Here is a 25,230-nt window from a genome sequence, read left to right as displayed (position 1 = left end):
TACGCCTGGGCTAAGCATAGTCGTCCGCGGGGAAAAGTCGCCCTGACGCTCTTTATCCGGCAGCTCTAGAGAGCCCACCAGTCGGGCAGCAGCGCGCGGATGGGCGGCTGGTTGAAGCGGTCGTCCATCAGCACCACCACGCCTTCGTCGTCGGGACCCCGGATCACCCGTCCGGCGGCCTGCACGACCTTGATCATCCCGGGGATCCGGTAGGCGTACTCCTCGCCCTGACCGAACCGGGCGTGAAGGCGCGCCTTGAGCGCTTCGTTGAAGGCGTTGAACGGCGGAAAGCCGAGGGTGGCGATAAAGGCGCCGATCAAGCGGTCGCCGGGCAGGTCCACCCCTTCGCCGAAGGCCCCGCCGAGTACCGCGAAGCCGACACCCCGCCCGCCGGGGGTGAAGCGCGCCAGAAACGCGTCGCGCTCGGCCTCAGCCATTCCTCTGGTCTGCGCGAAGCTGGGGATTTCGGGCCACTGCTGGCAAAAGCGCTCATAAACCGCCTCGAGATACGCGAAGCTGCTGAAAAACGCCAGATAGTGGCCGGGCATCTGCTGGTACTGGGCGGCGAGGGTTTCAACGATGGGGTCGACCGAGGCTGCGCGGTCGCGAAAGCGGGTCGAGATATGCGGGGTGACCTGCACACTGAGCTGGTGGGCGGCGAACGGCGAGCCCACCTCGCGCCACACGGTGTCCGCCGGCAGACCCAATAGGTCCCGGTAGTAGCGCCCCGGCGTCAGCGTGGCGGAAAACAGCACGGCGCAGTGGGCGCGTTCAAAGCGCGGAGTGAGAAAATCCGCCGGAATGACGTTGCGAATCCCCAGCACGGCCTGGCCCCGGCCCTGGCGGGTAAAATCACAAAGCGAGTGTTCGCCGAACTGCTCGGCCAGCCGGCAAAACCCGAGTGCTTCGAACAAAAGCTCCTGAAGTTCCAGCCCGGCGGCCTGGGGCTGCTCGCCGAGGTATTCGGTAATGGCGCTCGCCACCTTGTAGAGCGCGCCGACCAGCTTGCCCGGTAGTGCCTCCAACAGCCGGTAGCTCGCCTCGCCGGTGGCCTGAGCATTACCTGCATCGACCAAGGTTTGCCACTGCTTGCCCAGCTGATTGAGCGGGCCCTTGAGCGCGGCCGGGGCACTTTTTTTGGCGCGGTTGAAACGCTTTTGCGAGATCTCGGCGCTGTACATGCCGCGGGCGCGCTCGACCAGGTTGTGTGCCTCGTCTATCAGCAGACCCACCCGCGCCTCTGTCGCGATGGCCTGGCCGTGGAGCAGCGCGTGAGCGTCGAACCAGTGGTTCACATCCCCCACCGCGACATCCGCCCAGCGGGCCATTTCCTGGCCCAGATAATAAGGGCAAACGTCGTGTTCCAGCGCCACCTCCCTGAGCCCGGCGCGATCCAAAAAGCCGCGCTCGACGCAGGCCTGGCGCGCCCCGGGCAGGCGGTCGTAAAACCCGGCGGCCAGCGGGCAGGCCTCCCCGTGGCAGGCGCGGTCCGGATACTCGCAGGCCTTGCTACGCGCGGTGAGCTCCACCACACGAAGCGGCGCGGCGCTGGAGGCGGTCAGCGTGGTCAGCGCCTCCAGGGCCAGCCGCCGCCCCGGGGTTTTCATGGTCAAAAAGGCCACGCGGTCAAGTTGCTTGCGGGGCATGGCGGCCAGCATGGGAAACAGCGTCGCCAGGGTCTTGCCGATACCGGTGGGTGCCTGGGCGAGCAGGCAGCGCTCGGTACTGACCGCCTTGAAGACGTTCTCGGCCAGCTCGCGCTGGCCGGGGCGAAAGCGCGCGTGGGGGAAGGTGAGCTTGCCAAGGGCGCTATCCCGCGCCGCGCGGTGCGTCGTTTCTTGCTTCGCCCAGCTCAAAAAACGCCGGCACTGCGCGGCAAAAAACGCCTGGAGCTCATCAATACTCGCCTCGACCGTCAGGCGGGTTTCGCGCTGGCTGGCTATCTCGAAGTAGACCAGCGCCAGCGTCACGTTTTCAAAGCCGCGCTCGGCGCACAAAAGCGCGCCGTACACCTTCACCTGGGCCCAGTGGAGGGCGCGCTGGTTGTCCGCCATGCGCGAAAGATCGCCCCGGTGGGTCTTCACCTCTTCAAGGCAGTGGGTGTCCGGGTCATAGCCATCCGCCCGGCCCGATACCTTTAGGCCTTCGAAGGTAGCGGATAGCGGCAGCTCCGCGACGTAGCGCTCGCCTCGACGGCTGGCCACCAGGGTGTGCCCGGCAATGCCTTCCTGGGCGCTGGGCGCGGGGGTAAAGCGGTAGTCGAGATCGCCTTGGCGGGCGGTAAATTCGCATAGCGCGCGCACCGCGATCCGGTACTCGCTCACGCGCCGACCTGCCAACGCACGTAGCACACCTCGACGGGCATCTGGTGGCGCTCGAAGCAGTCGAGCCAGCGGCGCTGATTGTCCTGCAGCCGGTCGCCGGGGCCTTTTACTTCGATCATGCGATAGCGCGGGCCCGCCTCATCCTCGGGAAAGAACTGAATCAGGTCGGGAAAGCCCGCCCGGTTGTGTTTTAAATCCCCCAGCAGCCGCTCGAACAGCACGCGTAGATGGGCGGCGGGAATGCAGAGAAGCGCGGTGTCCAGTAGCGCCTCGCTCAAGACCGGCCAGTGCACGAAAGCGCAGGCAACGCCGTACCTGGCGGCGAAGGTCTCGCGGATGGTGTCGGCGTAGCGCCCATCCTCGAGCTGGGCCAGGCAGGCGTGGATCTCCTGCGCGCGCTGCTCGGCGAAGTCCTCCCGGTAGAGATCCGCCGGCCCGCTTTGGAAGGGATGAAAAAACGCCCCCGGTCGCGGGGCGAAAATCGCCGGCCACAGCAACAGCCCGAAAAGCCCGGTGATCAGGCAATTTTCCACGTAGTAAACCGGCGCTTCGGGGGTGGCCAGGTGCTCGGCCACGGCGCGCTCGACCGGCTGCGGCCCCAAAAGTGTGAGTACTCGTTCGGGCACGTTTGCCGCGCGGCTACGCGGCGCCGGTGGCCCGCCCAGGCGCCGTTCGAGGCGCGGCACCAGCCGCTGAAGCGCCTGACGTTCGCTTTCAATGGGGGCGTCCATCAGTGCCTCGCGGGCCATTTCCAGCGCACGGCGGTGGCGGCCAAGGCGCTCGAGCAGGCGCAGCGCGCGAATGCGGGCGTCGCTACTCGTGGCCGCGTGGTATAGCGTCAGGGCAAGCTCACCGTCACCGCCGCGTTCGGCTTCGCGCCCCATGCTCACCAGCAGCCGGTCCCGCCTTCCGGCGAGCCAACGGTTATCGCCGGAAGGCGGAAGCGCCTCATAAAGCGCCGCGGGCGGCTCGCCCTCGGCCAGCCGCTCGCGCAGGCGGTGAAGCGCCAGGTAGGTGGTGACCTCGCCTCGGTGGCCAAACGCCCGGGCGTTTGGGGAAAGCGCCACCGGCTCGAAGCGCTGCAGGCCAAGCTCGGTCAGCACGAACTCCGCCCAATCCTGGCGCAGGTTGCCAAAAAACATCAGCCGTAGCCGGTCGCAGGTGGCCATGACGTTGAGGCGCACGATTCGATCCGGCGCCTGTGGCCACCAGGCCTTTAACGGCTGTACGGCCTCGAGCGACGGCACCAGGGTTTCCAACAGGGTTTTCTTGGAGGGCGAGGCGCCAAGCCCGGCGGCGCGCAGGGCGTCGGCCAGGGCCTGTTTGAGCTCGTTCAAACGCAGGTGGTGGAAAAGCTCGGCGCTGGTCAGACGCGGCGCCGGCTCGACCAGGCCCGCCTCAAACAGCGGCATGAGCGCCTGGTCGGTGTCGCCGATCTCGGCGTAGGTGAGCTTCCCGGTTCTAAACAGCTCGCCCTTGCGCATCACCATGCGCGCCAGCAGCGCCTGGGAGGGCTTTGGCAGCGCGTCGAACGCCGCCAGAAAGGTGGTTTCCTCTTCGCCCAGCAGATCTCGGTGGCGCTCGGCCACCCAAGCGAGTACGTAACGAAAATTCGTCAGGTAGTAGAAGGGATCATCGAGGGAGGCCGTGGCCGGACCAGAGAGGGCACTGTTCATTCATCCATTGTAACAGCGCGGCAGCGGCTTCGATAACCCGCCGCTCACCCGACCTTGTGCTGCAAAAGCGCCTCGAGGGATTCGGGTAGGGCTTCTTCCCCGCCGCTTTGTGCCGGCGCCGGCGCCTCGGCTTTCGGCGTTTTACCGCTGACCAGCACGTACCACTCGGTTTCGGTCAGGTAATGCTGGCACCAGCGGCTCAGGCTGTCGGCGATCATGTCGCTTGCGCCCTGTTCGCCGCGAAAGGATTGGGCCAGGCAAAGCAGGTCCTGGCGGGCGGTACGCGCGCGCGCCGTGCCGCCGTGCACCCGGGAGAGCGGGCAGCGCCGGTCGAAAGCGGCGTTGACCAAGGCATTTAGCCAACGCTCCACTTCGTGTGCCTGAATACCGCCATACACTGCCACGCTTTTACTCCTTGCCCTTTGCGGGTTCGCCCACTCAAACCGGGGACACAACCCATTCTGGCTGCAAAGGGCGCTAGACTGCCCGAATTAGCGCGCGCTGTCACCTGCCGCGCGGCGGGGTTCTTCAAATCCCTGCAGTACGCTTACCACATTACGACCGATATCGTCCACCGCGTAGCCGCCTTCCATCAAAAAAACGCAGGGCAGCCGCACCTGCGTCAGTCGGGCAGCTCGCAGGGCCAGCGTGCTGCCCAGCGGCGTTTATCGCCCGGCGTTTGCTGCTTTAGCCGGTACTCGGCACGGCTGGCTTCGCTGCGGTCGGCGAAGGGCTGGGCACCAAGCAGCGCCAGGGGCGGGTTGGCGCGGGTGTAGCGCGCGCCCTTGCCTGCGCAGTGCGCCTGGTAGCGTTTGGCCAGGTCGTTGGTGATGCCGGCGTAGGTGCCACGCCGGCATTCGAGCAGGTAAAGGTACCAAGGCGCCTGAAGGGGCTCGTTATCGGCGGGGGGGGCGCTTGAAGTGCTAGCCACCGCAGCATGCCTTGAGCTTACGCCCGCTTCCACACGGGCAGCGCTCGTTGCGCCCGGGTTTTAATTTATCCAAGCGCGGCTCGCCATCCAGGTACCACCAGCGCCCGTCTTCCAACACGAAGCGCGAGACCTCCTCCAAAACGTGCCAGCCGCCTTCCTGAAAAAAGGCCTTGAAATGGACGGTTGCACGCCCGTCCTCGGGTGCGGGGGCGTGTTCGATCACCAGCCGCTTCCAGCGCGTGGCCGGGTCCGGGGCCAAGGGCTCGGGCCGGGTACTGGGGTGCCAGGTGGCTTTCAGGTAATCGACCAGGTCGAGGGCAAAGGCGCTGTAGCGCGAGCGCATCAACGCCTCGGGCGTGGGGGCGATGGCGCCCTGATGATAAGCGCCGCAGCACGCCTTGTACGCCGCGGTGCTATCGCAGGGGCAACTTGTAAGCAGGCTCGAGGTCATAACGGTGGCCCTATTAACGCACGTGCGCGGGGCCATTTTCCTGTATCGGTGACGGTTTATGCGGGTATAGTAGCAGAGTCACATTACCAAAAAAGACGGAGTACGAAACACGACCAAACCATCTTTCCAGACGCATCGGAGGTTCTCATGAAGGTATACAGACCGGAGTGGCAGTGCACGTTTAGCGTAAACGAAGGCGCAGTAGAATCAGCCCATTGGAAAGAGCGCATCGCCTGGCGATTGCGTCGGTTTGCCGACCGCCTTCAAGGCGGTGGCCGTACGATCAAGATCGATTGCCATGTTTCACCTTTTGTGAGCCGCGCCGAGGTCGACACCTGCCTGGCCAAGGGCTTTGAAGTCACCCAGGGCCTGATCACCCAGCTGGCTCACCAGCAAGCCTGTGAAGACGTCATGCGCGACGCCAAGGCCGAGCTTTATGAGGAGCACCCGCTCCCCGAAAAGTTGCCCGGCCTGTAAGCACGGCTCGGCTTGTCAAAAAACACCCGCCCAGGCGGGTGTTTTTGTTCCGCTTACTCACCGAATGCCTGGCCCGCGAGCGCTACCTGCTCGACGATGCCGGTGTAAAGCTCACGTTGGGATACCATTTGTGAATGAGCGTCGCTGAGCACGACGTCCAGAGTTTCCTGCTCGCCGGGCTCGCGCATGTCTTCGAGGGTCAGCAGATTGCCCGTGCCCAGGAAGGTGCTGACGGGAAGGTCGAAGACCAGCAGCTCTGCGTGATGCTCGAGCGCAAACGCCGACGCGGTGGATGCCTCGGAGTGGGCGACACTTTCGACGATAGCGTTCGCTTCCAACGCAACATAGCGTTCCAACTGCTGCTGCACGTTGTTACGGTGTTCGCGTAGCCGATTGCGCTCGAAGGTTTCCCGCGCTCGCTCGCTTTCCGCTCTGCCGAGCTGCTGCTGGATTCTGCCGATCCGGCGCTCGGTATTGCCAAGCTCGCGTGCCAGCTGACGGTGATCGCCGTTGCGGTTTTCAGCGCGAATCAAATCTGCCGAGCGTTCTTCCTTTGCCTCGCGAAGCTGCTGATTAAGCGTATCGTCCTCGCTTTGCACGCCGTACGGGCGCCCGCGCAGCTCAGAAAGCTCGCGGTACTCGTCAAACAAGGCGGCATACTGCTCGTTGATGGGCGCGGGGTGCAGCGTTTCATCCGGCAGCCAGAGCCGATAGCAGGTATCTTCCTCTGCCAGGCGGTCCACCGTTACGTCGTCGGTGGAGGCGGGGCAGCTATCGGTGTTCGTCCTGCCGCCATAGGAAAATACCCGGCTGCGCTCGGGGTCGAGCGTTCTGACCGCCAGATCGTTTTCCAGAATATAGTCATTCCAGCCTTCGACCACCGCCCGCTCCATCTCGGCCTGACGCTCGACCGTCTCCTCGATGCGCGCTTCCAATTCCGCTATTTTTTGATCCGCGGGCGCCAGCGCCTCGTCAAACGCCGCCTGGGTCTCTTCGAGCTTTGCAAGCTCGCTTTGCTCGGTTTCCAGTTCGGCTTCCAGCGGCGCCGTACTTTCTTCAAGATGCGCACGCCAAACCGCGTCCTGGTTTTCGCGCTGCTGCTGGAACGATTCCGTCGCTTCCCAGAGCTCTTGCGCATCGTCAGGAAATTCAACGTCGGGTAGCTCGTCGCCGGGCGAGGCCAGCCATGCGGTCAAAGCGCTATTGAATTGCTGTAACTCGGTGGCTTCACCGATGGCTTGTTCATCGAAGTAGTACACCCGCGCCTGCCGAGTCTGATCGAACATGGAGGGGTCGAGCCCGCCCTCGGCGGAAATTTCTGCCTGATCCGGGTAGTCGCTCCCACAGCCCGCCAGTAGCAGCACCGCGGCAGCCCCTGCCCATAGATTGAATTTCCCGCTCACCGCCATCTCCTCAATTAACCAAGCTTATCGGCAAAATAGTCTATCGCTATTTCACATTATCCTAATGATACTGGACATGACGCAACACTTTATCGCGACACCTTCTTCGCGACACTGGGAACCGATTAGCTATCCTGGCCGACGCCCAAGCGGGCGCTAGGAAAATGGCGACTCGAGCGCTTTGCCCATCCGGGTCATGAAATCCAGGCACGCTGCGAGCTCGCTTTTGTCGATGTACTCGTCGGGCTGGTGGGCCTGGGCGATGCTGCCCGGCCCCAGGATGATGGTTTGCAGGCCCAGGCCCTGGAACTGGCCGGCTTCCGTGGCGTAGGCCACGGCGTGGTTGCAGCACTGCCCCGGCAAGTGTTCCTTGGCCAGGCGCAGCACCGCGTCGTTGTCGCGATCGGCCAGGCCCGGCACCGTGACGTTGAGCGCCTCGGTGGCGATGTCGACGGTTTTCCCCCGGGCCTGCAGCTCGGCCTTGAGCGTTTCACCAAACGATGTGACGCGAGCGAAGACGTCCTCGAAGGTGTCCGTGGGCAGGTGGCGGATCTCCCACTCGAACTGGCACTCCCGGGCGGTGATGTTGATCGCCGTGCCGCCCCGGATGCGGCCTACGTGCAGGCTGGTGTGGGGCACGTTGAACGCCTCATCCACACGCCCTTCTTCCACCAGGGCGGCCATGGTGTCCTCGATGAAGGTGACCAAACGCGCGGCCACGTGAATGGCCGAGGTGCCCTGGTTGACCTGGCTGCTGTGCGCCTCGACCCCGGTGACCGTAGTGCGCAGGTTGGTCGCGCCCTTTTGCGCCACCACCGGCTGCATGCTGGTGGGCTCACCGACGATCACGTGCGCGGTGGTCGAGTAGTGATCGAAAAAGCGCTCGATCAGCGCCGGCGCGCCGACACATCCGACTTCCTCATCATAAGAAAAGCCAAAATAGATGGGCTGCTGCAAAGGCGCCTGGGTCCACTTGGCCACCATGGCCAGCGCGCAGGCGATGAAGCCTTTCATGTCGCAGGTGCCGCGACCAAACAGGCGGTCGTCGTCGCCTTCGACCAGCGTAAAAGGGTCCGTCGACCAGGGCTGGCCTTCGACCGGGACCACGTCGGTGTGGCCGGAGAGCATCACCCCGCCCGGGGCGTCCGGGCCGATGCGCGCGATCAAATTCGCCTTGGTGCCGCAAGGGCTCATTACCCGCTCCGAGGTAACGCCGTATTCGGCGAGATACCCTTCGACGAATTCGATCAGCGCCAGGTTGGAGCCGCGGGAAGTGGTATCGAAAGCAACCAGTTGGCTGAGTAGCGCTTGTGCATCGGTCATGGCGTGGCCCTTGATTGACGTCTTTTCATTACCCTATCACCGCCGGGGGCGCACCGCCTACGGCCAAAGTTGCATGAGCAAACCGGGGGCTGCGCGTAGCGTTCATCAAAATGTCATGTACACTCACTAATGTTCAGTGCAACCAAAAAAAACGCCCTAAACGTACTGTGCCACCCGGCCGATCCCAGGCCCTAAAGGAGCTTTTATGTCTCGTTTCACGTTACGTGCCCTCTCTGTAGGCATCGCGGCGGCTACCTTGAGCGTTTCCGCCCAGGCCGCCACCGAGATCACCTGGTGGCACTCCATGGGCGGGGAGCTGGGCGAGCGCCTGAGCGCGCTGGCCGAGGACTTCAACGCCTCCCAGGACGAATACCGGGTGAATCCTTCGTATCGTGGCGAGTACGAAGAGACGATGGTCAACACCATCGCCGCCTTCCGCGCCGGCCAGCAGCCGCACATCGTCCAGATCTACGAAGTCGGCACCGGCACCATGATGGCCGCCCGGGGCGCGATCTACCCGGTCTTCGAGCTGATGGAAGAGCACGGCAGTGACTTCGATCCGGACGACTACCTGCCCGTGGTGACCGGCTACTACACCGACACCGACGGCAACATGCTCTCCATGCCGTTCAATTCCTCCACGCCGATTCTCTACTACAACAAGGACGCCTTCGAAGCGGCCGGCCTCGACCCGGAAACCCCGCCGACCACCTGGCAGGAAATGGGCGAGATAGGCCAACAGATCGTCGATGAAGGCGCGGCGTCCTGTGGCTTTACCATGGCCTACGCGGCGAACTGGGTGGGGCTTGAAAACTTCTCGGCGCTGCACGATCTGCCGATCGGCACTCTGGAGAACGGCTTCGGCGGCCTTGAAACCGAGTTCACCTTTAATGGCGAAGAGCAGGCGCGCTTCTGGGATCAGATCAAGGAGTGGTCGGATAGCGGTGTGTATAGCTACGGCGGCCCGGCCAACGGCCCGGACGCCGCGCCCGCGTTCTACTCCAGCGACTGCGCGATGTACATGAACTCCTCGGCATCGCGGGCGGACGTGCTGGCCAACTCGGACTTCGAAGTGGGCTTTGGCATGCTGCCTGTTTATGACGACGTGGACGGCGCGCCGCAGAACTCGATCATCGGTGGCGCCACGCTTTGGGTCCTTTCCGGCCACGAAGACGACGAGTACACCGGCGTTGCGGAGTTTCTGGAGTACCTGTCACTGCCCGAAGTCCAGGCCGAGTGGCACCAGGGCACGGGGTATCTGCCGATCACCACCGAGGCGTTCGAGCTGACTCAAGAGCAGGGCTACTACGACGAGAACCCGGGCGCGGATATCGCCATCGAGCAGATCAACCTCAACGAACCCACCGAGAACTCCAAGGGCCTGCGCTTTGGCAACTACACCCAGGTACGTATGGTGCTGGACGAAGAGTTCCAGGCGGTGCTGGCGGGTAACAAGAGCGGCCAGGAAGCGCTGGATGACGCGGTAGAACGCGGCAACCAGATCCTGCGCGACTTCGAAGCCGCCAATAACTAATTTAGCGGCACCACTCGAACCCCGGCTTCTATAAGCCGGGGTTTGTTGTGAGGGCCCACCCATACGCCCGACGACGCGGACCTATGGGTGGGCTTTCTCCGGGCCGGGTTCAACAGGACGCCTCATGCAGACCAAACGCTCCACCTATCAAAGCCGGTGGCTTCCCTTCTTTTTGTTAGCGCCGCAGTTGGCGATCACCCTGGTGTTCTTCATCTGGCCGGCGACCCAAGCGGTGAAGTCGAGCTTCGAGCGCACCGACGCCTTCGGCTTCAACACCACCTTCGTGGGCCTTGCCAACTACGCCCGGGTGCTGGCCGACCCCAGCTACTTGAACGCTTTGGGGCGCACGGCGATTTTCGCCGTCTCGGTTACCGCGCTTTCCATGGGCACCGCGCTTTTACTGGCCGTGTGCGTCAATCGGGTGCTGAAAAGCGCCCGGTTCTACACCACGCTGCTGGTCTGGCCCTACGCCGTGGCGCCGGTAGTTGCCGGGGTGCTGTGGTGGTTTCTGTTCAACCCGACTATCGGCCTTCTGCCCCACTTGCTCGACTGGTTCGGTATCAACTGGAACCACCGGGTCTCGGGTAGCCAGGCGATGATCCTGATCACCATCGCCGCCGCCTGGAAGCAGATCTCCTACAACTTTCTGTTCTTTCTGGCCGGGCTTCAGTCGGTGCCCCATTCATTGATCGAGGCCGCGGCCATCGACGGCGCCACGCCGTTCAAACGCTTCTGGACCATCGTCTTCCCGCTTTTATCACCGACCACCTTCTTCTTGCTGATCATCAACATCAACTACGTGATGTTCGAGACCTTCGGGGTGATCGACGCCACCACCGGCGGCGGGCCGGGCCAGGCGACGATGACGCTGGTCTACAAGGTCTACACCGACGGTGTGGCCGGGCTCAACATCGGTTCGTCCTCCGCCCAGTCGGTCATGTTGATGGGCATCGTGATCGTGCTGACGTTCATCCAGTTCCGCTACGTGGAACGTCGCGTCAACTACTAGGCACAGGGATCCATCATGGTCGAAAACAGACCCTATCTGAACATTCTGACCCACCTGGTATTGATTGCCGGCGTACTGGTGGTGGCGTTTCCGGTGTACGTGGCGTTCATCGCCTCGACCCACGAACCCGGCGCCTTCGTGCGCGGGGTGATGCCGCTGCTTCCCGGCGACAACATGTGGGCCTCCTACAAGCAGATGCTGACCTCGGGCTGGCAGGTGGGCGGCGCGCCGCCGGTATGGCTGATGCTGGGCAACTCGCTGATCATGGCGCTGACGATTGCCATCGGCAAGATCGCGATTTCGATCATCTCGGCCTTCGCGATCGTCTACTTTCGCTTCCGGTTTCGTATGCTGGCGTTCTGGCTCATCTTCATCACGCTGATGCTGCCGGTCGAGGTGCGCATCATCCCCACCTACGCGGTGGTGGCGGATTTAGGGATGCTCAACTCCTACGCCGGGCTCACGCTTCCGCTGATCGCCTCGGCCACCGCGACCTTTCTGTTTCGCCAGTTCTTCATGACCGTGCCCGAGGAGCTGATGGAGGCCAGCCGGGTCGACGGCGCCGGGCCCATGAAATTCTTCAAGGACATCTTGCTTCCGGTGTCGATCACCAATATCGCCGCACTGTTCGTCATCATGTTCATCTACGGCTGGGTGCAGTACCTGTGGCCGCTTTTGGTCACCACCGACGAGGATTTTTACACCATCGTGCTGGGCATCAAGCGGCTGATGGCGTCGTCTGATCGTGTGCCCGCCTGGAACTTGATCATGGCGACGGTGACGCTTGCCATGCTGCCCCCGGTGCTGGTGGTGCTGTTGATGCAGAAACTGTTCGTGAAAGGCCTGACCGAGACGGAGAAATAGGATGGCCAGTATTACCCTGGAAGGACTCAAGAAAACCTACGCCGGCAACGTGCAGGCCGTCAAAGGTGTCGACCTGGCCATCGAGGACGGCGAATTCGTGGTGCTGGTGGGGCCGTCGGGCTGCGGGAAATCCACACTTTTACGCATGGTTGCCGGGCTCGAGACGATTTCCGAGGGCACGCTGAAAATCGGCGACCGGGTGGTCAATACGTTAGAGCCCGCCCAGCGCGATATCGCCATGGTGTTTCAGAACTACGCGCTCTACCCGCACATGACGGTGTATAACAACCTCGCCTACGGGCTCAAGAACCGCGGCTTCAAAAAGCACGCCATCGAAGAGCGGGTGCGCAAAGCGGCCAAAATGCTCGAGATCGAAGAGTACCTTCCGCGCAAGCCGCGCAATCTTTCCGGCGGCCAGCGCCAGCGGGTGGCCATGGGCCGGGCGCTGGTGCGCGAGCCCGCCGCGTTTTTGTTCGACGAGCCGCTGTCTAACCTGGACGCCAAGCTGCGCGTGCAGATGCGGGTAGAAATCAAACAGCTCCAGCGCCGGCTAAAAACCACCAGTCTTTATGTGACCCACGACCAGCTGGAAGCCATGACCCTGGGCGACCGGCTGGTGGTCTTGAACGCCGGACAAATCGAGCAGGTAGGCACGCCCATGGAGATCTACGCCCGCCCGGCGTCGATGTTCGTGGCCGGGTTCATCGGCTCACCGGCGATGAACATGGTGCCCATCGAGTACCTGCAAACCCGCGGCGCCCGCGAGCTGCTGGCGGATCTGCCGGCGGACACCGACGTGGTCGGCATTCGCCCGGACGACATGCGCCTGACCCCGCCCGATGCCCCGCACCTGGTCGTGGATTCCACCCTGGAGCTTTTCGAGGCCGCCGGGGCGGAAAGCCATCTCTACGTGCGCTTGCTGGATAGCGACCAGCCCACGGTGATTCGCACCAGCGGCCAGCCGCCGGTAAGCGAAGGTGAAACGCTGCGCTTTTATGTCGCTCGCGAAGCGCTTCACCCGTTCAATAATGACACCGGTAGGCGTACGGGCTAGTACGCTTACTGCCGCGCCACATCCACGATGCGCCCTTCTACCCGGGGCGCGACCTCGCCTTCGGCCACCATGTAGTCGCGCAGCATTTCCCAGTCGGTGTTGCCTACGATATGGCTGCGGTCATCATCATGTGCCGCTTCGAGCGCGGTATGGCTGTCGCCTCCGGCGGCGGTGAAGTTGTTGGTGGCGATCACGTAGGTCCGCGCCGGGTCGATATCCATAAGCTCGCCGTCCTGGGTCACTTTCAGGCTCACCACCCGCTCGCCGGCGGGTTCGCGGCTGTCATACACGACCTCGACCCCGCGGGAGACCTGCAGAAAGGCGCCGCTTTCTTCCGGGGCGTTGGCGAGAGCGATCTCGAAGGTCTTGAGCAGCTCGGCGCCGGTGACGTCCATCAGCGTCAGCCGGTTACCGAAAGGCTGCACCGCGATCAGCTCGCCAACAGACACATCCCCCGCCGCTATCGGCTCGCGAACGCCGCCGCCGTTTTGCAGCGCCAGCACGGTGTCCGGGTTCACTCGGCGGGCAGCGGCCAGTTGGCCATCGGCAATCAGGTTCCCAAGCGCCGTCTCATCGGCGCGCACGCTCGCCTCGTCGCCATTGCCGTGGCGCGGGTTGGGAAGCGCTGTATCAAGGTGGGCGCCTACCTGGGTATCGCGCACTTCTTCGATACGCGCGGTGTAGGGTTCGAGCATCGCAGCCGCCTCGAGATCCGGCTCGAAGTCTTCGGTGGCGAGCAGCTCGCCGGTGGCGTCCGTCACCACACCGTCATCGTCGAAGGTAACCTGCATCACGCCCAGGTACTTGCCGTACTCGTTCGCCTGGCCGATCACGGTGGGCGTTTTAGGCTCGCCCCGGTCGTTTTCGCTGATCATCACGGGGGCGTCCAGGCGCGTGTGGCTGTGCCCGCCGATGATCACGTCAATACCTTCCACATGCTGGGCGAGCAGCACGTCGTTGCCCACGCTCGGGTCGCTTTCATAGCCCAGGTGCGTGAGCGCGACGATCTTGTCGATGCCCTCGGCTTCAAACGCCGCCACCATCGCCTCGGCCGCTTCGCGGTAATCCCCGATGGTCACGTTGCCCGGGCTCGAGACGGTCTCGCTCGATTGCGTGCTGAGCCCGAAAATACCGATTTGCTCGCCGCCGTGCTCGACAATGACGCCATCGTACAGATGGCCAGGTTTGGGCTCGGCGCTGATCGAATCCCCCAGCAGCTCGGCAAACTCCGGCGCGGCGGAGAAATCCAGGTTCGCGCCCACAATGGGAAACTCGGCAGCGGTGAAAAGATCCGCCAGCGCCTGGTGGCCCGTGTCCGGGTCGTTCAAATCGAACTCGTGGTTGCCGGGCACGAAGGCGTCATAGCCCATCCGGTTCATGAACGCGACGGCGTCCTGGCCGCGAAACTCGTTGAAGTAGAGCGTGCCGGAGAAGATATCGCCGGCATCGAGCAACAGGCCCTCGCCGAACTGGCTGCGCGCCTCGTCGAGGGCGCTCACCAGTTGCGGGTACTGGTCAGTACGCCCGTGCAGGTCGTTGGTGTGAAAGATAGTGAGCGTGTAGGGGGCGGCGAGCACGCTGGGCGAGAACGCGAGTATCAATGCACCGGCCGATACGCCCATCCCCCAGGACCCGCTTTTCGATGACAACATGGCAATTCCTTTTAATCCTGTTTTATTCGTTGCGCTGGCGAAACGATGGCGCCGCGCCCAAATCGCATTCTCTATAATTATTAACAGCATTTGTGACGTTTATTAAGGCCCCGCCTCTTCTGTTGGCGCCGAAACACGCTTTTTCGCGGCGAAGCGACCCGGGCGGCGGGGGCCGCCGAGCCTTTGACAAATACAGACGATCACCTAGGCTTAAACCCGCCATGCTCACGAGCAAATGCAATACTACTTTCGTTTAACAGGGATGCTGCCGAAATGAAATATCGCCCGTTGGGAAACTCTGGCCTGCTGGTTTCTGAAATCGTGCTGGGCACCGTGCCGTTTGGCGGCAGCGCCGGCTTCGAAAAAGCCGCAAGTGTCGATGTAGCCGGCGCCAAGCGCCAGATCGACATGGCCCTGGACGCCGGCGTGAACCTGATCGACACCGCCGATCTCTACTCCATGGGCGAGGCCGAGGAGATCACCGGCAAGGCGCTGGGTGAGAAGCGTAACGACATCATTCTCGCCTCCAAGGCGCGAAGCCCGCTGGGCGACAACCCCAACCACAGCGGCTTTTCGCGCTATCACCTGATCAACGCGTGTGAAGCGAGCCTGAAGCGCCTGGGCACCGATCACATCGATCTGTACCAGATGCACAACTGGGACGGCGTGACCCCGGTCGAGGAGATGCTCTACGCCCTCGACCACCTGGTGCAAAGCGGCAAGATTCGCTACTACGGCACTTCCAACTTCACCGGCTGGCAGATGATGAAGACCATCGGTAAAGCCGAGCTTCACAATCTGGCGGGCCCGATCAGCCAGCAGATCTACTACACGCCGGAATCCCGCGAAGCGGAATACGAGCTGATGCCGCTGGCCATCGATCAGAACATCGGCACGCTGGTGTGGGGGCCGCTGGGCGAAGGGCTCTTCAACGGCAAGGTGCGCCGCGGCCAGAAAGCGCCGGAAGGCACCCGCCAGGGCAACGGCTGGCCCGAGCCCTACGTGCACGACATGGAACGCGCTTACGACATCATCGAGCTTCTGGCCGAGATCGGCGAAGCCCACGGCACCTCGATCCCACGCACCTGCCTTGCCTGGCTCAAGGATCGCCCCGGCGTGACGTCGTTGATCGTGGGTGCACGTAACGAAGAGCACTTGAAGGACGACCTGGCCGCCGCGGAGCTCACCTTGAGCGCCGAGGAGATCGAGCGCCTGGAAGCTGCCACCCGCCCGGCGCCGCAATACCCCTACTGGCACCGGGTCGTCGCCGGTATGGACCGCATCGACAAGGCGGAGCAGCCGTTCATCGATCAATACCGCAAGACCATCGATAACCGCAGCGACGAGCGCTGATTCCCGCGTAAGCGCTTACCCCCATGCGACGCAAAAAACCGGTACGGGGTTTCACCGTACCGGCTAAAGATCGATTCGAGTAGTGCCAGTTAGCCAGGCCCTTGCGCAAAGCAGGCGCCTGGCCGCAAGGGTGCCTTGTTAGAAGTAGTAGCGCGCACCCACTGCGTAGTAGAGGTCGTTATCGTCGTAGCGGTCGAGGGAATCCAGGTCGGACTCGTAGAGCTCGGCAAAGACGTCGAAATCATCGGAAAGGTTATAAAGCGAGCCCAGCGCCCAGACGTTGCGCTTGTCGTCGTTGTCCGGGTCGATGTGGTAGTAGTCACCGTACACGGCCAGCGCGTCGTAGGTGTAGGTCGCGCCCAGGCCGACGCGGTCGAATCCGCCGCCGTACGTGCTGCTGTCGCCGCGGGTCTCGTAGCCTACGCGCACCTGGAAGGCGTCGCTTGCAGTGTAGGCAGCGGTGGTACCCACGCGGGTTTTGCCGTTACCGCCACCGCGTACGGTGTCTTCCGTATAACCCACCGCCAAACGCGCAGGGCCGGCCTCGTACACTACGCCGCCCTGGGTGGCGACTACGCTGCCTTCACTGGTTTGCTCGTCGACGGTCAAGCCGCGCTCGGAGAAGTGCTTGGCGGCGAAGACCACCTGAAAGCCCTCGAGCTCCGGTGATTCGTAACCGATGGAGTCACCGCGCGCCTGCAGACCGCCGCCGGCGAACTCGTAACCTTCGCCCACGTAGACGTCGAAAACCGCCATGACGTAGTTGTCGTAGAAGCTGTCGAAGTTACCCGCGGTAAACGTACCAAAGCGGCTGCTCTCGACACCGATGTAGCTTTTACGCAGTTCCTTGAAACCCGGACGACTGCGCTCATCACCGTTGAAGCGCCACTCCAGGCGGCCGAACGCGGCAAGGTCCGGCGCTATTTGCTGTTGTAGCTTGAAGCCCATGCGCGAGCTGAAATCGCGAAACTCGGCGCCGTTATTCACACCATCGTTAAGACCGCCCCCCTCGACCCCCATGGCGATCCGCCCGTAGACGTTGACGGCGGTGCCGTCTTCGTCATAAACGCTGGCCGCCTGCGCGCCCGCTGCTGTGAATGCACTTGTGAGCGCCAGCGCCAGTACCGTTTTTTTAAACATGAACCATCCCATTGCAGTGAACAGCAGTCGTTGCTGCTTCATTTTTTAATAAGCGCGTGACATGAGCCCCCAGGCGGGTTCCCGGGCCACCACCAACCCCTTAGCGAAACAAACTCTAGTAGGTTTTTATTGCAGTAATCTTAAAGTCTGTCGCTGAAAGCGATAAAAATAAAATTCTCCTAATATATCAATTTGTACATATAAATTAAATATTTAGATGTTATGTAAAAGAGTGAAGGTAAGCGCGGGCGGTGTTGTCATTAGTTGTTCACTCGCGTGACCCGGATTTGTCATGACGTTTTGCCACGCTTGGTGAAACGTTGAGGGAAGGAGCGAGGCACATGCGGCTTTGTATAGTGAGTGAGACTTGGGCGCCGGATATCAACGGAGTCGCCCATACACTCAATCGCCTCGCTCACGAGCTAAAACGCCAGGGCGTACATATCGATATCGTGCGCCCCAAACCCCGTGCGGGCGGGCATATCACGGCGTTTGGCGAGGAGCTGCAGGTTCATCGCCTGCCTCTTCCCGGCTACGCCGAGGTGCAGGTTGGGCTTGCAAGCCCGGGCAAGCTTGCCCGTTTTTGGCAAAAGCACCCACCAGACGTCATCTATTTGGCCACCCAGGGCCCGCTTGGGCTTGCCGCGCGCCGAGCGGCGCGCCGATTGGGCGTGGTTTGCGTAGCCGGCTGGCACACCAACTTCGATCACTACTGCCATGACTACGGCATGTCCTGGCTCAGCGCCGCCACGCTTCGCTACCTGCGCCACTTTCATAACGGCTGCGCGCTCACGCTGGTGCCCACCCACGCGCAGGCCAGCACCCTGCGAAGCCAAGCCATTCGCGGCGTCAACGTTCTTTCGCGGGGGATCGACGCCGAGCACTTCTCGCCCGCGCACCGCGACCATACGCTGAGAGCGCAGTGGGGCGTCAACGAACATCAGGGCGTTGCGCTATACGCAGGGAGGCTGGCGGCGGAAAAGAACCTTACGCTGCTGGTGGAAACCTTCCAGGCGATGCGCGAAGTGCGCCCGGACATGGCCCAGGTGATCGTGGGCGACGGCCCGGCCCGGGAGCAGCTTCAAAAAGCGCTGCCCCAGGCGTACTTTACTGGCTTTTTGGACCAGCCGGCGCTTGCGCGCCACTACGCCAGCGCCGATATCTTCGTATTTCCGTCGCTTTCCGAAACCTGGGGTAACGTGATTACCGAGGCCATGGCAAGCGGCCTGGCGGTGGTCGCCTTTAACCACGCCGCCAGCGCCGAATTGATCCGCAGTGGTGACAACGGCGTCAGCATCGCCCCGGATGACCCGGCCGGCTTTCATCACGCCGCCGCCGAGCTTTGCCAGCACCCCGCCGACTACGCTCGGCTCGGGCGCACGGCCAGGCTTGGCGTGCTCGAACACAGCTGGACCGGCATTGCCACGCAGTTCAAGCGTTACCTACAAAAAGCCCAGGAGGCCCACCATGCGCTCTCGCCCACTTGTCGTATTCGATCGTCTTGATGTGTGGGAGTGGCGCTTTTGCCAGCGCGTCACTCGCCTGTCACTGAACCCGGCCTGGCGGGTCGTACTACAAACCGCCAGTAAACTGGGCGATTGGCCAGTATGGGTACTGTTGATTGCCGCCCAGCCCTGGCTAACCCCGGACGGCAACCGCCGGGTGATGCAGTACAGCGCCATCGCCCTGATCGCCCTGTGTGTTTACCGGTTGATCAAAACCCGGCTTTGTCGGGAGCGGCCGTTTATCACCTACCTGGGCGGCGTGCACTGCGGCGAACCCGCCCGCGACCGCTACAGCTTTCCAAGCGGGCATACCATGCACGCGGTGATGTTCAGCGTGATGGTCGCCGCGCATACGCCCTGGCTTTTGGTGGTCGTGCTGCCGCTAAGCGCCTTGATCGCCCTTTCCCGGGTGGGCCTTGGCCTTCACTATGTAAGCGACGTACTGGCCGGCGCGGCGATTGGCTACGGCTTTGCGCTGCTGAGCCTTTATGTCATGCCGTAGCGCATTGCGTAGCGCTTTTACCCAAAAACCACTACGGTTAAATCACTCCTAACGTTTATGTACCTTGCAAACGTTGCCCCTCCAATGCCGATCATCAGGGAGTGATGACATGACCATGACCGTAGGTGAGCTTTTCATTGCGCTGGTATTGATAGGCCTGGCGCTATTGTTAAGCAACGCCATCCGCTTGCTACTGCCCTGGCTTCGCCGCCTCTTTCTGCCCAGCTCCGTCATCGCGGGACTTTTGCTTTTGCTGTTGGGCCCGGACGTGATCGGGCGCTTCATGCCGACCCTATTCGAAGAAAGCCCGGGGCTTTTCCCCGGCTACGTGCAGGAGAGCTGGTCGTCGCTGCCCGGGCTTTTGATCAATGTGGTGTTCGCGGCCCTGTTCATCGGTAAAACGATCCCTGGGCTTCGCACGATCTGGATGCGCGCAGGGCCTCAGGTGGTGGTGGGACAAACCATGGCCTGGGGGCAGTACGTGGTGGGGCTAACGCTTGCGCTGCTGGTGTTAGCGCCGGTGTTCGGCATGAACCCCATGGCCGGGGCGCTGATCGAAATCGGCTTCGAGGGCGGCCATGGTACGGCCGCCGGCATGGCCGACACCTTCGCCGACCTGGGCTTTGCCGAAGGCGCCGATTTAGCGCTGGGGCTTGCCACGGTGGGTATCGTCTCTGGCGTGCTGATCGGCACGGTGATGATCAATATTGCCGCGCGGCGTGGAGTGGTCACCCTGGGTCAGGAAGAGCAAGAAGAGACGCCGGACGAAACCATGCGCGATGACGAGCGCCCCTCGACGGAAGAGTTCAGCGAGTTCAAAAAGGACCTTAACCAGGAGGCCGGCACCACCGACCCGCTGAGCCTGCATATTGGCCTGGTCGGCATTGCCATCGTGCTTGGCTGGCTAATCCTCTCCGGGCTTCAATGGATCGAGCAGGTCACCTGGGCAAGCGATGGCGGGCTCGAAATCCTTGCCCACGTGCCGCTGTTCCCGATTGCGATGATCGGCGGGGTGGTCGTACAGCTGATCATCATGCGCTTTGGCTGGGAGCGCCACGTGTCGACGCGCACCATGTCGCGCATTGCGGGCACCGCGCTGGACTTTACCATCGTGGCCGCACTCGCCACGCTTTCGCTCACCACGCTAAGCGAATACCTCGTGCCGTTTTTGCTGCTGGCGTTTGCGGGTATCGCCTGGGGGCTATTCGTTTTGATCGTGCTGGCCCCGCGCATCATCCCCGAGCACTGGTTCGAGCGCGGCATCGGCGACTTTGGCCAGTCCATGGGCGTGACGGTCACCGGGCTTTTGCTCATGCGCATGGCCGACCCTAAAAACGAGTCCGGTGCGCTCGAAAGCTTTGGCTACAAGCAGCTGATGTTCGAGCCCATCGTAGGCGGCGGGCTCTTTACCGCTGCCGCCCTGCCCCTGATCGCCGAATTCGGCCCGCTCGCCATTCTCATCTTCACCGGGCTTTTGACCGCCGGATGGCTGGCGTTCGGACTGCTGTATTTCGGCCGGATGGTGCCCGAGGGTGGCAAGGGCCGCTGGCAGGGTGAGTCCAACGAATGAAACGCCGCTCGTAAAACGCCAACGCCCGCATAAGCGGGCGTTGGCGTTGGATGATGGGTGTGGGAGTGAACGGTGTGATTAAAACAAAAGCCCCGGTGCTGAATACACTACCCGCCAGGGGCGCGGTCGACGCCTTTACTTGAGATCCGGGGGAATATCGTCGAGCTCTTCCGGCGTCATGAAGGACGTCTTGAACATCACGTAGACGCCCACCGCAGAAAAGCCTAAAAACAGTATAAACATGACGAACATCAATGCCATTGCCATGACGCGTATCCCTGAGTAGACGGCTGTTACGTTGACGTTTTATAGCCGCTGAATTGGTTTATCCCTGAGGATAGACCAAAAAGGATCCACCATCTGTATAAAATTTCATACAGACGTTCGTAGGCTGCCTTTGACGTGGCAAATTAGGTATAAATATCAGTCAATTAATAATTTTTTATGGACGCAAAAAAGCCATCTCGCTTAAACGAAATGGCCAGTTTGCATCGCCGCCGCTCCTTGGCCTTGATGCCGACGCGATCCTGCGTCGGTGCGAGTGAGCAGGCTAGTGTCCATTAAAATCCATCTTCTGTTGGCTCCATGCCGTCCTTACTATCCTGTAGCCTGCTCAAACCGTTTTAAGGGGTTTCAATCACTTAACGCGGTGGCTACTGCCCATAACATTGCACGACACGGGCCAACATGCCAAAACAAACAATAAAAGCCATTATAATCAGTTAATTAAAAAACAAATAAAAGTCAGACCTGTCGCTTTGTAAGCGTGCAAAAGAGGTCAAATCTTGTATAAAAATGGCACATGCGACATTAACCAACCCCCGGCTGGTCACGATGGCACAGCCTGGCCTTACCCAGGCCGATACCCCCTCGCTCTACGCGCTAGCCCGGCGGCCGGGAAACCTGTAAATAGTGCTTACCAAAGTACGCATTGCTGGCTAAAGTAGTGTTGAGGTAGCCGATGCTAACGCGCTGCCCGGAAACGCCCCCGCTTCTATCCTTACGACAGGTATCCGCCAATGACACGCGCTCTTGCTATGGGTTTACTGCTGTTGATGACACTTTTATTGGTAAGCGGTTGCAACACGATTCGTGGCGCCGGGGAGGATATTGAACAGGGGGGCTCGGTCATTCAGGACGCAGCGGAGTAATTTTGAAACAGGTTTATTTATCCCACGGTTTGGAAAGCGGCCCCGAGGCGCTGAAAGTGCAAGCGCTCAAGAGCGTGGTAGAACGTCATGAAGGTTATGAGCCGGTCGTGATGGATTACCGCAGCCAACCGAGCTTCAAGGCACGCCTCGAGCACCTGTTCGCCACGTTGCAAGCCCGGGGCGACGACCCCGCCCAGTGTATTCTGGCGGGGTCGAGCCTGGGCGGTTTTCTGAGCGCGGCGGTCAGCCAACGCTACCCGGTGCTGGGCTGTTTTTTACTGGCGCCGGCGCTTGGCATGGCAGAGTACCCGGAAACGACGGTGACGCTTCAGGCCCGGCACACGCATATCATTCACGGTTGGCAGGACGACGTGGTGCCTTTTGGCCCGGTCATCGAACACGCCCGCCGCCAGCGGCTTGGGCTTCGCATGGTGGATGACGACCATCGCCTGCACGCAAGCCTCGAACTCATTCTGCGTGACTTCGAGCAGTTTCTAGCCCTTTGCCAAAGCGCCTGACGCGGCGCGGCTACTTCTGTTAGTTAGGCTCTGCCTGAAAAGTGCCTGCGCTCGACAATACGGCGTTAAAAATTGGCTCAAAATACTCATTTACACATGTAAACTCCGTTTTTTCGCCAATTTTTGCCTTGTCTTGTCTTCGCTCGCCGACTTTTCAGACAGACCCTAGGCTTCATCCGCCAGCGCGGGCAGCAGCGTTTTTAGCTTGCGGGTCAGCGTATTGCGCCCCCAGCCCAAAAGCTCGGCGGCTTCGCCCTTACGCCCGCCGGTGTGCTTGAGCGCGGTTTCGATCAAAATGCGCTCGAAATCCGGCACCGCTTCTTCCAACAGGTGGGTATGGCCCTCGGCCAGGGCGTGGTCCGCCCAGCCGCGAAAGGCCGTGCGCCAATCGCTTTGGCCCCCGGCGGACGAAGCGCTGATGGTACGCAGCTCCGGGGGCAGGTCCTCGATCAATATTTCACGCCCGGACGCCATGACCGTTAGCCACCGGCAGATGTTTTCCAACTGGCGGACATTACCCGGCCAAGGCAGCTTGGTCAGGTGTGTCTCGGCGTCCGCTGTGAGCACCTTGATATCGGTCGAAAGCTCCTTGGCGGCCTCGGCCAGAAAGTGACGCGTAAGCCGCGGGATATCTTCCCGGCGCTCGGAGAGCCGTGGCAGGTGAACGCGGATCACGTTCAAGCGGTGGAACAGATCCTCGCGAAAGCGCCCTTCGTCCACCAATGACTCAAGGTTCTGGTGGGTGGCGGCGATGATACGTACATCGACCTTCACCGAGGTATGCCCGCCCACCCGGTAGAACTCTCCGTCGGCCAGTACGCGCAGCAAGCGGGTCTGCGTTTCCGCCGGCATGTCGCCGATCTCATCCAAAAAAAGCGTGCCACCGTTGGCCTGCTCGAAACGGCCCTGGCGCTGCGCACCGGCGCCGGTAAAGGCGCCTTTTTCATGGCCAAACAGTTCGGACTCGATGAGATCCTTCGGAATCGCCGCCATGTTCAGTGCGATAAACGGGTGGCCGGCGCGGGGGCTGTGCTGGTGAAGCGCCTGGGCAACGCGCTCCTTACCGGTACCGGACTCGCCGTTGATCAACACCGTAATGTGCGAGTGCGACAGCCGCCCGATGGCGCGAAACACCTCTTGCATGGCCGGCGCCTCGCCGATGATCTCGGCGTTGAGGCCTTCCGGCACGCTGACCGGGCGCTGACGCTCGCGAGCGTGGGCGACCGCACGACGCACCAGCGCCAGCGCTTCGTCCACGTCGAAAGGCTTGGGCAGGTACTCGAAAGCCCCGCCCTGATAGGAGGCCACAGCGCTGTCTAAATCCGAGTGGGCGGTCATGACGATGACCGGTAGATCCGGATGCGCCTCGCGCACGCGCGAGAGCAAATCCAGCCCGTCGATCCCCGGCATGCGGATATCGGTGACCAGCACATCCGGCGGGTCGCTCAAGAGCCGGTCAAGGGCGGTATCGGCGCGCTCGATACACTCGACGTCAAGATCCGGCTGCGCCAGGGCGCGCTCCAGCACCCAACGGATAGCGCGGTCGTCATCGACGATGACCACCCGTGAAACATCGGTTTGTGTCGCCTCAGTCATGACGCGTCTCCGGTAATGTTATTGACCAACGGAATTAACAGACGAAATTCGGTACGTCCGGGGTGTGAGTCGCATTCGATCAATCCCTGATGTTGATGCAGAATCGACTGAGCAATGGAGAGCCCCAGGCCGCTGCCTTCGGCGCGCCCGGAGACCATGGGGTAAAAAAGCGTCGCGCGTAGGGCCTCGGGGATACCCGGGCCGTTATCGATCAGACCCACTTCGCTCACCAGCCGATGGCGCTCCGCGCCCAGGGTGAACTGGCGCTTGGCGCGGGTACGCAGAATCAGCTCCGGGGTGGGTGTCTCGGCTTCGCTCATGGCCTGGACGGCGTTGCGCGCCACGTTCAACACCGCCTGTATCATTTGGGATTCGTCGCCGGAAAGATCCGGCAAGCTGGGGTCGTAATCCCGCGAGATGACCACATCGGGATGCTCGGCGAGCAGCAGCGTGCGCACGCGCTCGAGCACCTTGTGAATATTGACCGGCGCGTGCCGGGTAATGTGATGAGGGCCGAGCATGGAGTCGACCAAGTCTTTTAGCCGGTCGACTTCTTGAACGATGATATGGGTATATTCGCGAAGCGCCGGGTCGTCGAGGTCGCGCTCAAGAAGCTGGGCCGCGCCGCGAATACCGCCCAGCGGGTTTTTCACCTCGTGGGCGAGGCCCCGGGCCAGCACCTTGATGGTTTCCTGGCGGGTGGTCAGCGCCTCCTCCCGGGAGATCTGCATTAGCCGGTCCCGCGGCTCCACTTCGAGTAGAAGCTCGCCAGGCGAAAGCGGCGTGACGGTGTAGTCCACGGTGAGTGGCTCGCCGTTGAGCGGGGTAATGCGCGCCTCGCGCTGGGTATAAGGGTGAAAGGCGTCGCGCGCCTTGGCCAATACATTATCGATACTTTCGCCACAGCCCAGCAGCGTGTCCAGACTCATGCCCTTGACGCGGCTAATGCTGACCGCCAGTAGCGCTTCGGCGGCCGGGTTCATCCAGCAGACGCGCAGTTCACCGTCCAGCAGCAGCACTGCGGTGGTGAGGTGTTCGAGTAAACGCTGATACATGGCGTGTCCTGAGGAGCCCCTTAAGAATTCGCGTGGCTTGATCATCGTGTGGTGCAATGTCTGTGTGATGTTTTAAGAGGAATTGCAAAAAGCGCGCCAATTGGGCGCTAGCACCGTCGTGCACGGCTTTAACGCATTAAGG

Annotated in this window: 23 protein-coding genes; 11 read left to right on the top strand and 12 right to left on the bottom strand. The window is 62.0% G+C overall.

Annotated elements, in window-relative coordinates:
- Positions 1-65: 65 nt before the first annotated feature.
- The 5 genes from ACWHXT_RS01275 to ACWHXT_RS01255 all read right to left on the bottom strand — a co-directional run bounded on the left by ACWHXT_RS01275 (position 66) and on the right by ACWHXT_RS01255 (position 5,382).
- The gene (locus tag ACWHXT_RS01275; RefSeq protein ID WP_447956930.1) at positions 66-2,324 is read right to left on the bottom strand and encodes an ATP-dependent DNA helicase; all 2,259 of its coding nucleotides are present in this window, start codon (positions 2,322-2,324) and stop codon (positions 66-68) included.
- Positions 2,321-4,000: a VRR-NUC domain-containing protein gene (locus tag ACWHXT_RS01270; protein ID WP_447956929.1), complete on the bottom strand. Its 1,680-nt coding sequence runs from the start codon at positions 3,998-4,000 to the stop codon at positions 2,321-2,323. Before ACWHXT_RS01270 ends, ACWHXT_RS01275 begins: the two co-directional genes overlap by 4 nt.
- 44 nt (positions 4,001-4,044) lie before the next feature.
- Positions 4,045-4,404: a hypothetical protein gene (locus ACWHXT_RS01265; protein WP_447527478.1), complete on the bottom strand. Its 360-nt coding sequence runs from the start codon at positions 4,402-4,404 to the stop codon at positions 4,045-4,047.
- 218 nt (positions 4,405-4,622) lie between these two features.
- Complete coding sequence (locus ACWHXT_RS01260; RefSeq protein WP_447956928.1) at positions 4,623-4,931, bottom strand: GIY-YIG nuclease family protein; 309 nt, start codon at positions 4,929-4,931, stop codon at positions 4,623-4,625.
- Entirely contained in the window at positions 4,924-5,382 is a 459-nt protein-coding gene (locus tag ACWHXT_RS01255) for a YchJ family protein (protein ID WP_447894900.1), read from the bottom strand. The genes ACWHXT_RS01260 and ACWHXT_RS01255 overlap by 8 nt, the downstream gene beginning before the upstream one ends.
- A 147-nt stretch (positions 5,383-5,529) precedes the next feature.
- Here ACWHXT_RS01255 and ACWHXT_RS01250 point away from each other — a divergent pair, with 147 nt between their 5' ends.
- A complete protein-coding gene (locus tag ACWHXT_RS01250) occupies positions 5,530-5,859 on the top strand; it encodes a hypothetical protein (protein WP_447894899.1) in 330 nt (109 codons plus the stop codon).
- A 53-nt stretch (positions 5,860-5,912) separates the two neighbouring features.
- Here ACWHXT_RS01250 and ACWHXT_RS01245 read toward each other — a convergent pair whose 3' ends face one another.
- Positions 5,913-7,262 carry a hypothetical protein gene (locus ACWHXT_RS01245; protein ID WP_447956927.1) on the bottom strand — a complete coding sequence of 450 codons (1,350 nt, stop codon included), beginning with the start codon at positions 7,260-7,262 and terminating at the stop codon, positions 5,913-5,915.
- A 156-nt stretch (positions 7,263-7,418) separates the two neighbouring features.
- Positions 7,419-8,585 carry an acetylornithine deacetylase gene (gene argE, locus ACWHXT_RS01240; protein ID WP_447956926.1) on the bottom strand — a complete coding sequence of 389 codons (1,167 nt, stop codon included), beginning with the start codon at positions 8,583-8,585 and terminating at the stop codon, positions 7,419-7,421.
- Between the two features lie 205 nt (positions 8,586-8,790).
- On the opposite strand from argE, the gene ugpB reads away from it, so the two are divergent.
- From ugpB to ACWHXT_RS01220, 4 genes are all read left to right on the top strand, one after another.
- Positions 8,791-10,119, top strand: a complete 1,329-nt coding sequence (gene ugpB / locus ACWHXT_RS01235; RefSeq protein WP_447956925.1) for a sn-glycerol-3-phosphate ABC transporter substrate-binding protein UgpB — start codon at positions 8,791-8,793, stop codon at positions 10,117-10,119.
- Positions 10,120-10,243: 124 nt separating this feature from the next.
- Positions 10,244-11,128 carry a sn-glycerol-3-phosphate ABC transporter permease UgpA gene (gene ugpA / locus ACWHXT_RS01230; RefSeq protein ID WP_447527471.1) on the top strand — a complete coding sequence of 295 codons (885 nt, stop codon included), beginning with the start codon at positions 10,244-10,246 and terminating at the stop codon, positions 11,126-11,128.
- 15 nt (positions 11,129-11,143) lie between these two features.
- Positions 11,144-11,992, top strand: coding sequence for a sn-glycerol-3-phosphate ABC transporter permease UgpE (gene ugpE / locus ACWHXT_RS01225; RefSeq protein ID WP_447527470.1), 849 nt, complete (start codon positions 11,144-11,146; stop codon positions 11,990-11,992).
- A gap of 1 nt (position 11,993) precedes the next feature.
- Positions 11,994-13,046 (top strand): sn-glycerol-3-phosphate import ATP-binding protein UgpC, encoded by a 1,053-nt coding sequence (locus ACWHXT_RS01220; RefSeq protein WP_447956924.1) that lies wholly within the window; start codon positions 11,994-11,996, stop codon positions 13,044-13,046.
- Positions 13,047-13,051: 5 nt separating this feature from the next.
- Here ACWHXT_RS01220 and ACWHXT_RS01215 read toward each other — a convergent pair whose 3' ends face one another.
- Complete coding sequence (locus ACWHXT_RS01215) at positions 13,052-14,698, bottom strand: bifunctional metallophosphatase/5'-nucleotidase (protein ID WP_447956923.1); 1,647 nt, start codon at positions 14,696-14,698, stop codon at positions 13,052-13,054.
- A 273-nt stretch (positions 14,699-14,971) separates the two neighbouring features.
- On the opposite strand from ACWHXT_RS01215, the gene ACWHXT_RS01210 reads away from it, so the two are divergent.
- Complete coding sequence (locus ACWHXT_RS01210) at positions 14,972-16,051, top strand: aldo/keto reductase (RefSeq protein WP_447927709.1); 1,080 nt, start codon at positions 14,972-14,974, stop codon at positions 16,049-16,051.
- Between the two features lie 138 nt (positions 16,052-16,189).
- Here ACWHXT_RS01210 and ACWHXT_RS01205 read toward each other — a convergent pair whose 3' ends face one another.
- Positions 16,190-17,191 carry a porin gene (locus ACWHXT_RS01205; RefSeq protein ID WP_447956922.1) on the bottom strand — a complete coding sequence of 334 codons (1,002 nt, stop codon included), beginning with the start codon at positions 17,189-17,191 and terminating at the stop codon, positions 16,190-16,192.
- Positions 17,192-17,532: 341 nt separating this feature from the next.
- Here ACWHXT_RS01205 and ACWHXT_RS01200 point away from each other — a divergent pair, with 341 nt between their 5' ends.
- The 3 genes from ACWHXT_RS01200 to ACWHXT_RS01190 all read left to right on the top strand — a co-directional run bounded on the left by ACWHXT_RS01200 (position 17,533) and on the right by ACWHXT_RS01190 (position 20,768).
- Positions 17,533-18,696, top strand: a complete 1,164-nt coding sequence (locus ACWHXT_RS01200) for a glycosyltransferase family 4 protein (protein WP_447956921.1) — start codon at positions 17,533-17,535, stop codon at positions 18,694-18,696.
- Positions 18,659-19,198 carry a phosphatase PAP2 family protein gene (locus ACWHXT_RS01195; RefSeq protein ID WP_447527464.1) on the top strand — a complete coding sequence of 180 codons (540 nt, stop codon included), beginning with the start codon at positions 18,659-18,661 and terminating at the stop codon, positions 19,196-19,198. Before ACWHXT_RS01200 ends, ACWHXT_RS01195 begins: the two co-directional genes overlap by 38 nt.
- A gap of 109 nt (positions 19,199-19,307) precedes the next feature.
- Entirely contained in the window at positions 19,308-20,768 is a 1,461-nt protein-coding gene (locus ACWHXT_RS01190; RefSeq protein WP_447927706.1) for a sodium/glutamate symporter, read from the top strand.
- Between the two features lie 135 nt (positions 20,769-20,903).
- Here ACWHXT_RS01190 and ACWHXT_RS01185 read toward each other — a convergent pair whose 3' ends face one another.
- Entirely contained in the window at positions 20,904-21,035 is a 132-nt protein-coding gene (locus tag ACWHXT_RS01185; protein WP_447527462.1) for a hypothetical protein, read from the bottom strand.
- Positions 21,036-21,787: 752 nt separating this feature from the next.
- Between ACWHXT_RS01185 and ACWHXT_RS01180 the strand changes: the two genes are divergently transcribed.
- Together ACWHXT_RS01180 and ACWHXT_RS01175 are read left to right on the top strand one after the other, a co-directional pair.
- Positions 21,788-21,919, top strand: coding sequence for an entericidin A/B family lipoprotein (locus ACWHXT_RS01180; RefSeq protein WP_447527461.1), 132 nt, complete (start codon positions 21,788-21,790; stop codon positions 21,917-21,919).
- 2 nt (positions 21,920-21,921) lie between these two features.
- Positions 21,922-22,437, top strand: coding sequence for a YqiA/YcfP family alpha/beta fold hydrolase (locus tag ACWHXT_RS01175; RefSeq protein ID WP_447956920.1), 516 nt, complete (start codon positions 21,922-21,924; stop codon positions 22,435-22,437).
- Positions 22,438-22,602: 165 nt separating this feature from the next.
- On the opposite strand, the gene glnG is transcribed toward ACWHXT_RS01175, so the two are convergent.
- Both glnG and glnL read right to left on the bottom strand, forming a co-directional pair.
- Entirely contained in the window at positions 22,603-24,033 is a 1,431-nt protein-coding gene (glnG, locus tag ACWHXT_RS01170; RefSeq protein WP_447527459.1) for a nitrogen regulation protein NR(I), read from the bottom strand.
- A complete protein-coding gene (gene glnL / locus ACWHXT_RS01165) occupies positions 24,030-25,088 on the bottom strand; it encodes a nitrogen regulation protein NR(II) (protein WP_447956919.1) in 1,059 nt (352 codons plus the stop codon). Before glnL ends, glnG begins: the two co-directional genes overlap by 4 nt.
- Positions 25,089-25,230: the final 142 nt, after the last annotated feature.

Source organism: Vreelandella halophytica (assembly GCF_968193635.1).
The sequence above is the reverse complement of the archived record's forward strand: the minus strand, read 5'-3'. Positions and strand labels throughout refer to the sequence as shown.

What these genes read in the sequence shown, in the direction of transcription:
- ACWHXT_RS01270 (WP_447956929.1), bottom strand. Translation starts at nt 4,000, where the DNA reads ATGAACAGTGCCCTCTCTGGTCCGGCCACGGCCTCCCTCGATGATCCC.
- ACWHXT_RS01255 (WP_447894900.1), bottom strand. Translation starts at nt 5,382, where the DNA reads ATGACCTCGAGCCTGCTTACAAGTTGCCCCTGCGATAGCACCGCGGCG.
- ACWHXT_RS01250 (WP_447894899.1), top strand. Translation starts at nt 5,530, where the DNA reads ATGAAGGTATACAGACCGGAGTGGCAGTGCACGTTTAGCGTAAACGAA.
- argE (WP_447956926.1), bottom strand. Translation starts at nt 8,585, where the DNA reads ATGACCGATGCACAAGCGCTACTCAGCCAACTGGTTGCTTTCGATACC.
- ugpB (WP_447956925.1), top strand. Translation starts at nt 8,791, where the DNA reads ATGTCTCGTTTCACGTTACGTGCCCTCTCTGTAGGCATCGCGGCGGCT.
- ugpA (WP_447527471.1), top strand. Translation starts at nt 10,244, where the DNA reads ATGCAGACCAAACGCTCCACCTATCAAAGCCGGTGGCTTCCCTTCTTT.
- ugpE (WP_447527470.1), top strand. Translation starts at nt 11,144, where the DNA reads ATGGTCGAAAACAGACCCTATCTGAACATTCTGACCCACCTGGTATTG.
- ACWHXT_RS01220 (WP_447956924.1), top strand. Translation starts at nt 11,994, where the DNA reads ATGGCCAGTATTACCCTGGAAGGACTCAAGAAAACCTACGCCGGCAAC.
- ACWHXT_RS01215 (WP_447956923.1), bottom strand. Translation starts at nt 14,698, where the DNA reads ATGTTGTCATCGAAAAGCGGGTCCTGGGGGATGGGCGTATCGGCCGGT.
- ACWHXT_RS01210 (WP_447927709.1), top strand. Translation starts at nt 14,972, where the DNA reads ATGAAATATCGCCCGTTGGGAAACTCTGGCCTGCTGGTTTCTGAAATC.
- ACWHXT_RS01205 (WP_447956922.1), bottom strand. Translation starts at nt 17,191, where the DNA reads ATGTTTAAAAAAACGGTACTGGCGCTGGCGCTCACAAGTGCATTCACA.
- ACWHXT_RS01200 (WP_447956921.1), top strand. Translation starts at nt 17,533, where the DNA reads ATGCGGCTTTGTATAGTGAGTGAGACTTGGGCGCCGGATATCAACGGA.
- ACWHXT_RS01195 (WP_447527464.1), top strand. Translation starts at nt 18,659, where the DNA reads ATGCGCTCTCGCCCACTTGTCGTATTCGATCGTCTTGATGTGTGGGAG.
- ACWHXT_RS01190 (WP_447927706.1), top strand. Translation starts at nt 19,308, where the DNA reads ATGACCATGACCGTAGGTGAGCTTTTCATTGCGCTGGTATTGATAGGC.
- ACWHXT_RS01185 (WP_447527462.1), bottom strand. Translation starts at nt 21,035, where the DNA reads ATGGCAATGGCATTGATGTTCGTCATGTTTATACTGTTTTTAGGCTTT.
- ACWHXT_RS01180 (WP_447527461.1), top strand. Translation starts at nt 21,788, where the DNA reads ATGACACGCGCTCTTGCTATGGGTTTACTGCTGTTGATGACACTTTTA.
- glnG (WP_447527459.1), bottom strand. Translation starts at nt 24,033, where the DNA reads ATGACTGAGGCGACACAAACCGATGTTTCACGGGTGGTCATCGTCGAT.
- glnL (WP_447956919.1), bottom strand. Translation starts at nt 25,088, where the DNA reads ATGTATCAGCGTTTACTCGAACACCTCACCACCGCAGTGCTGCTGCTG.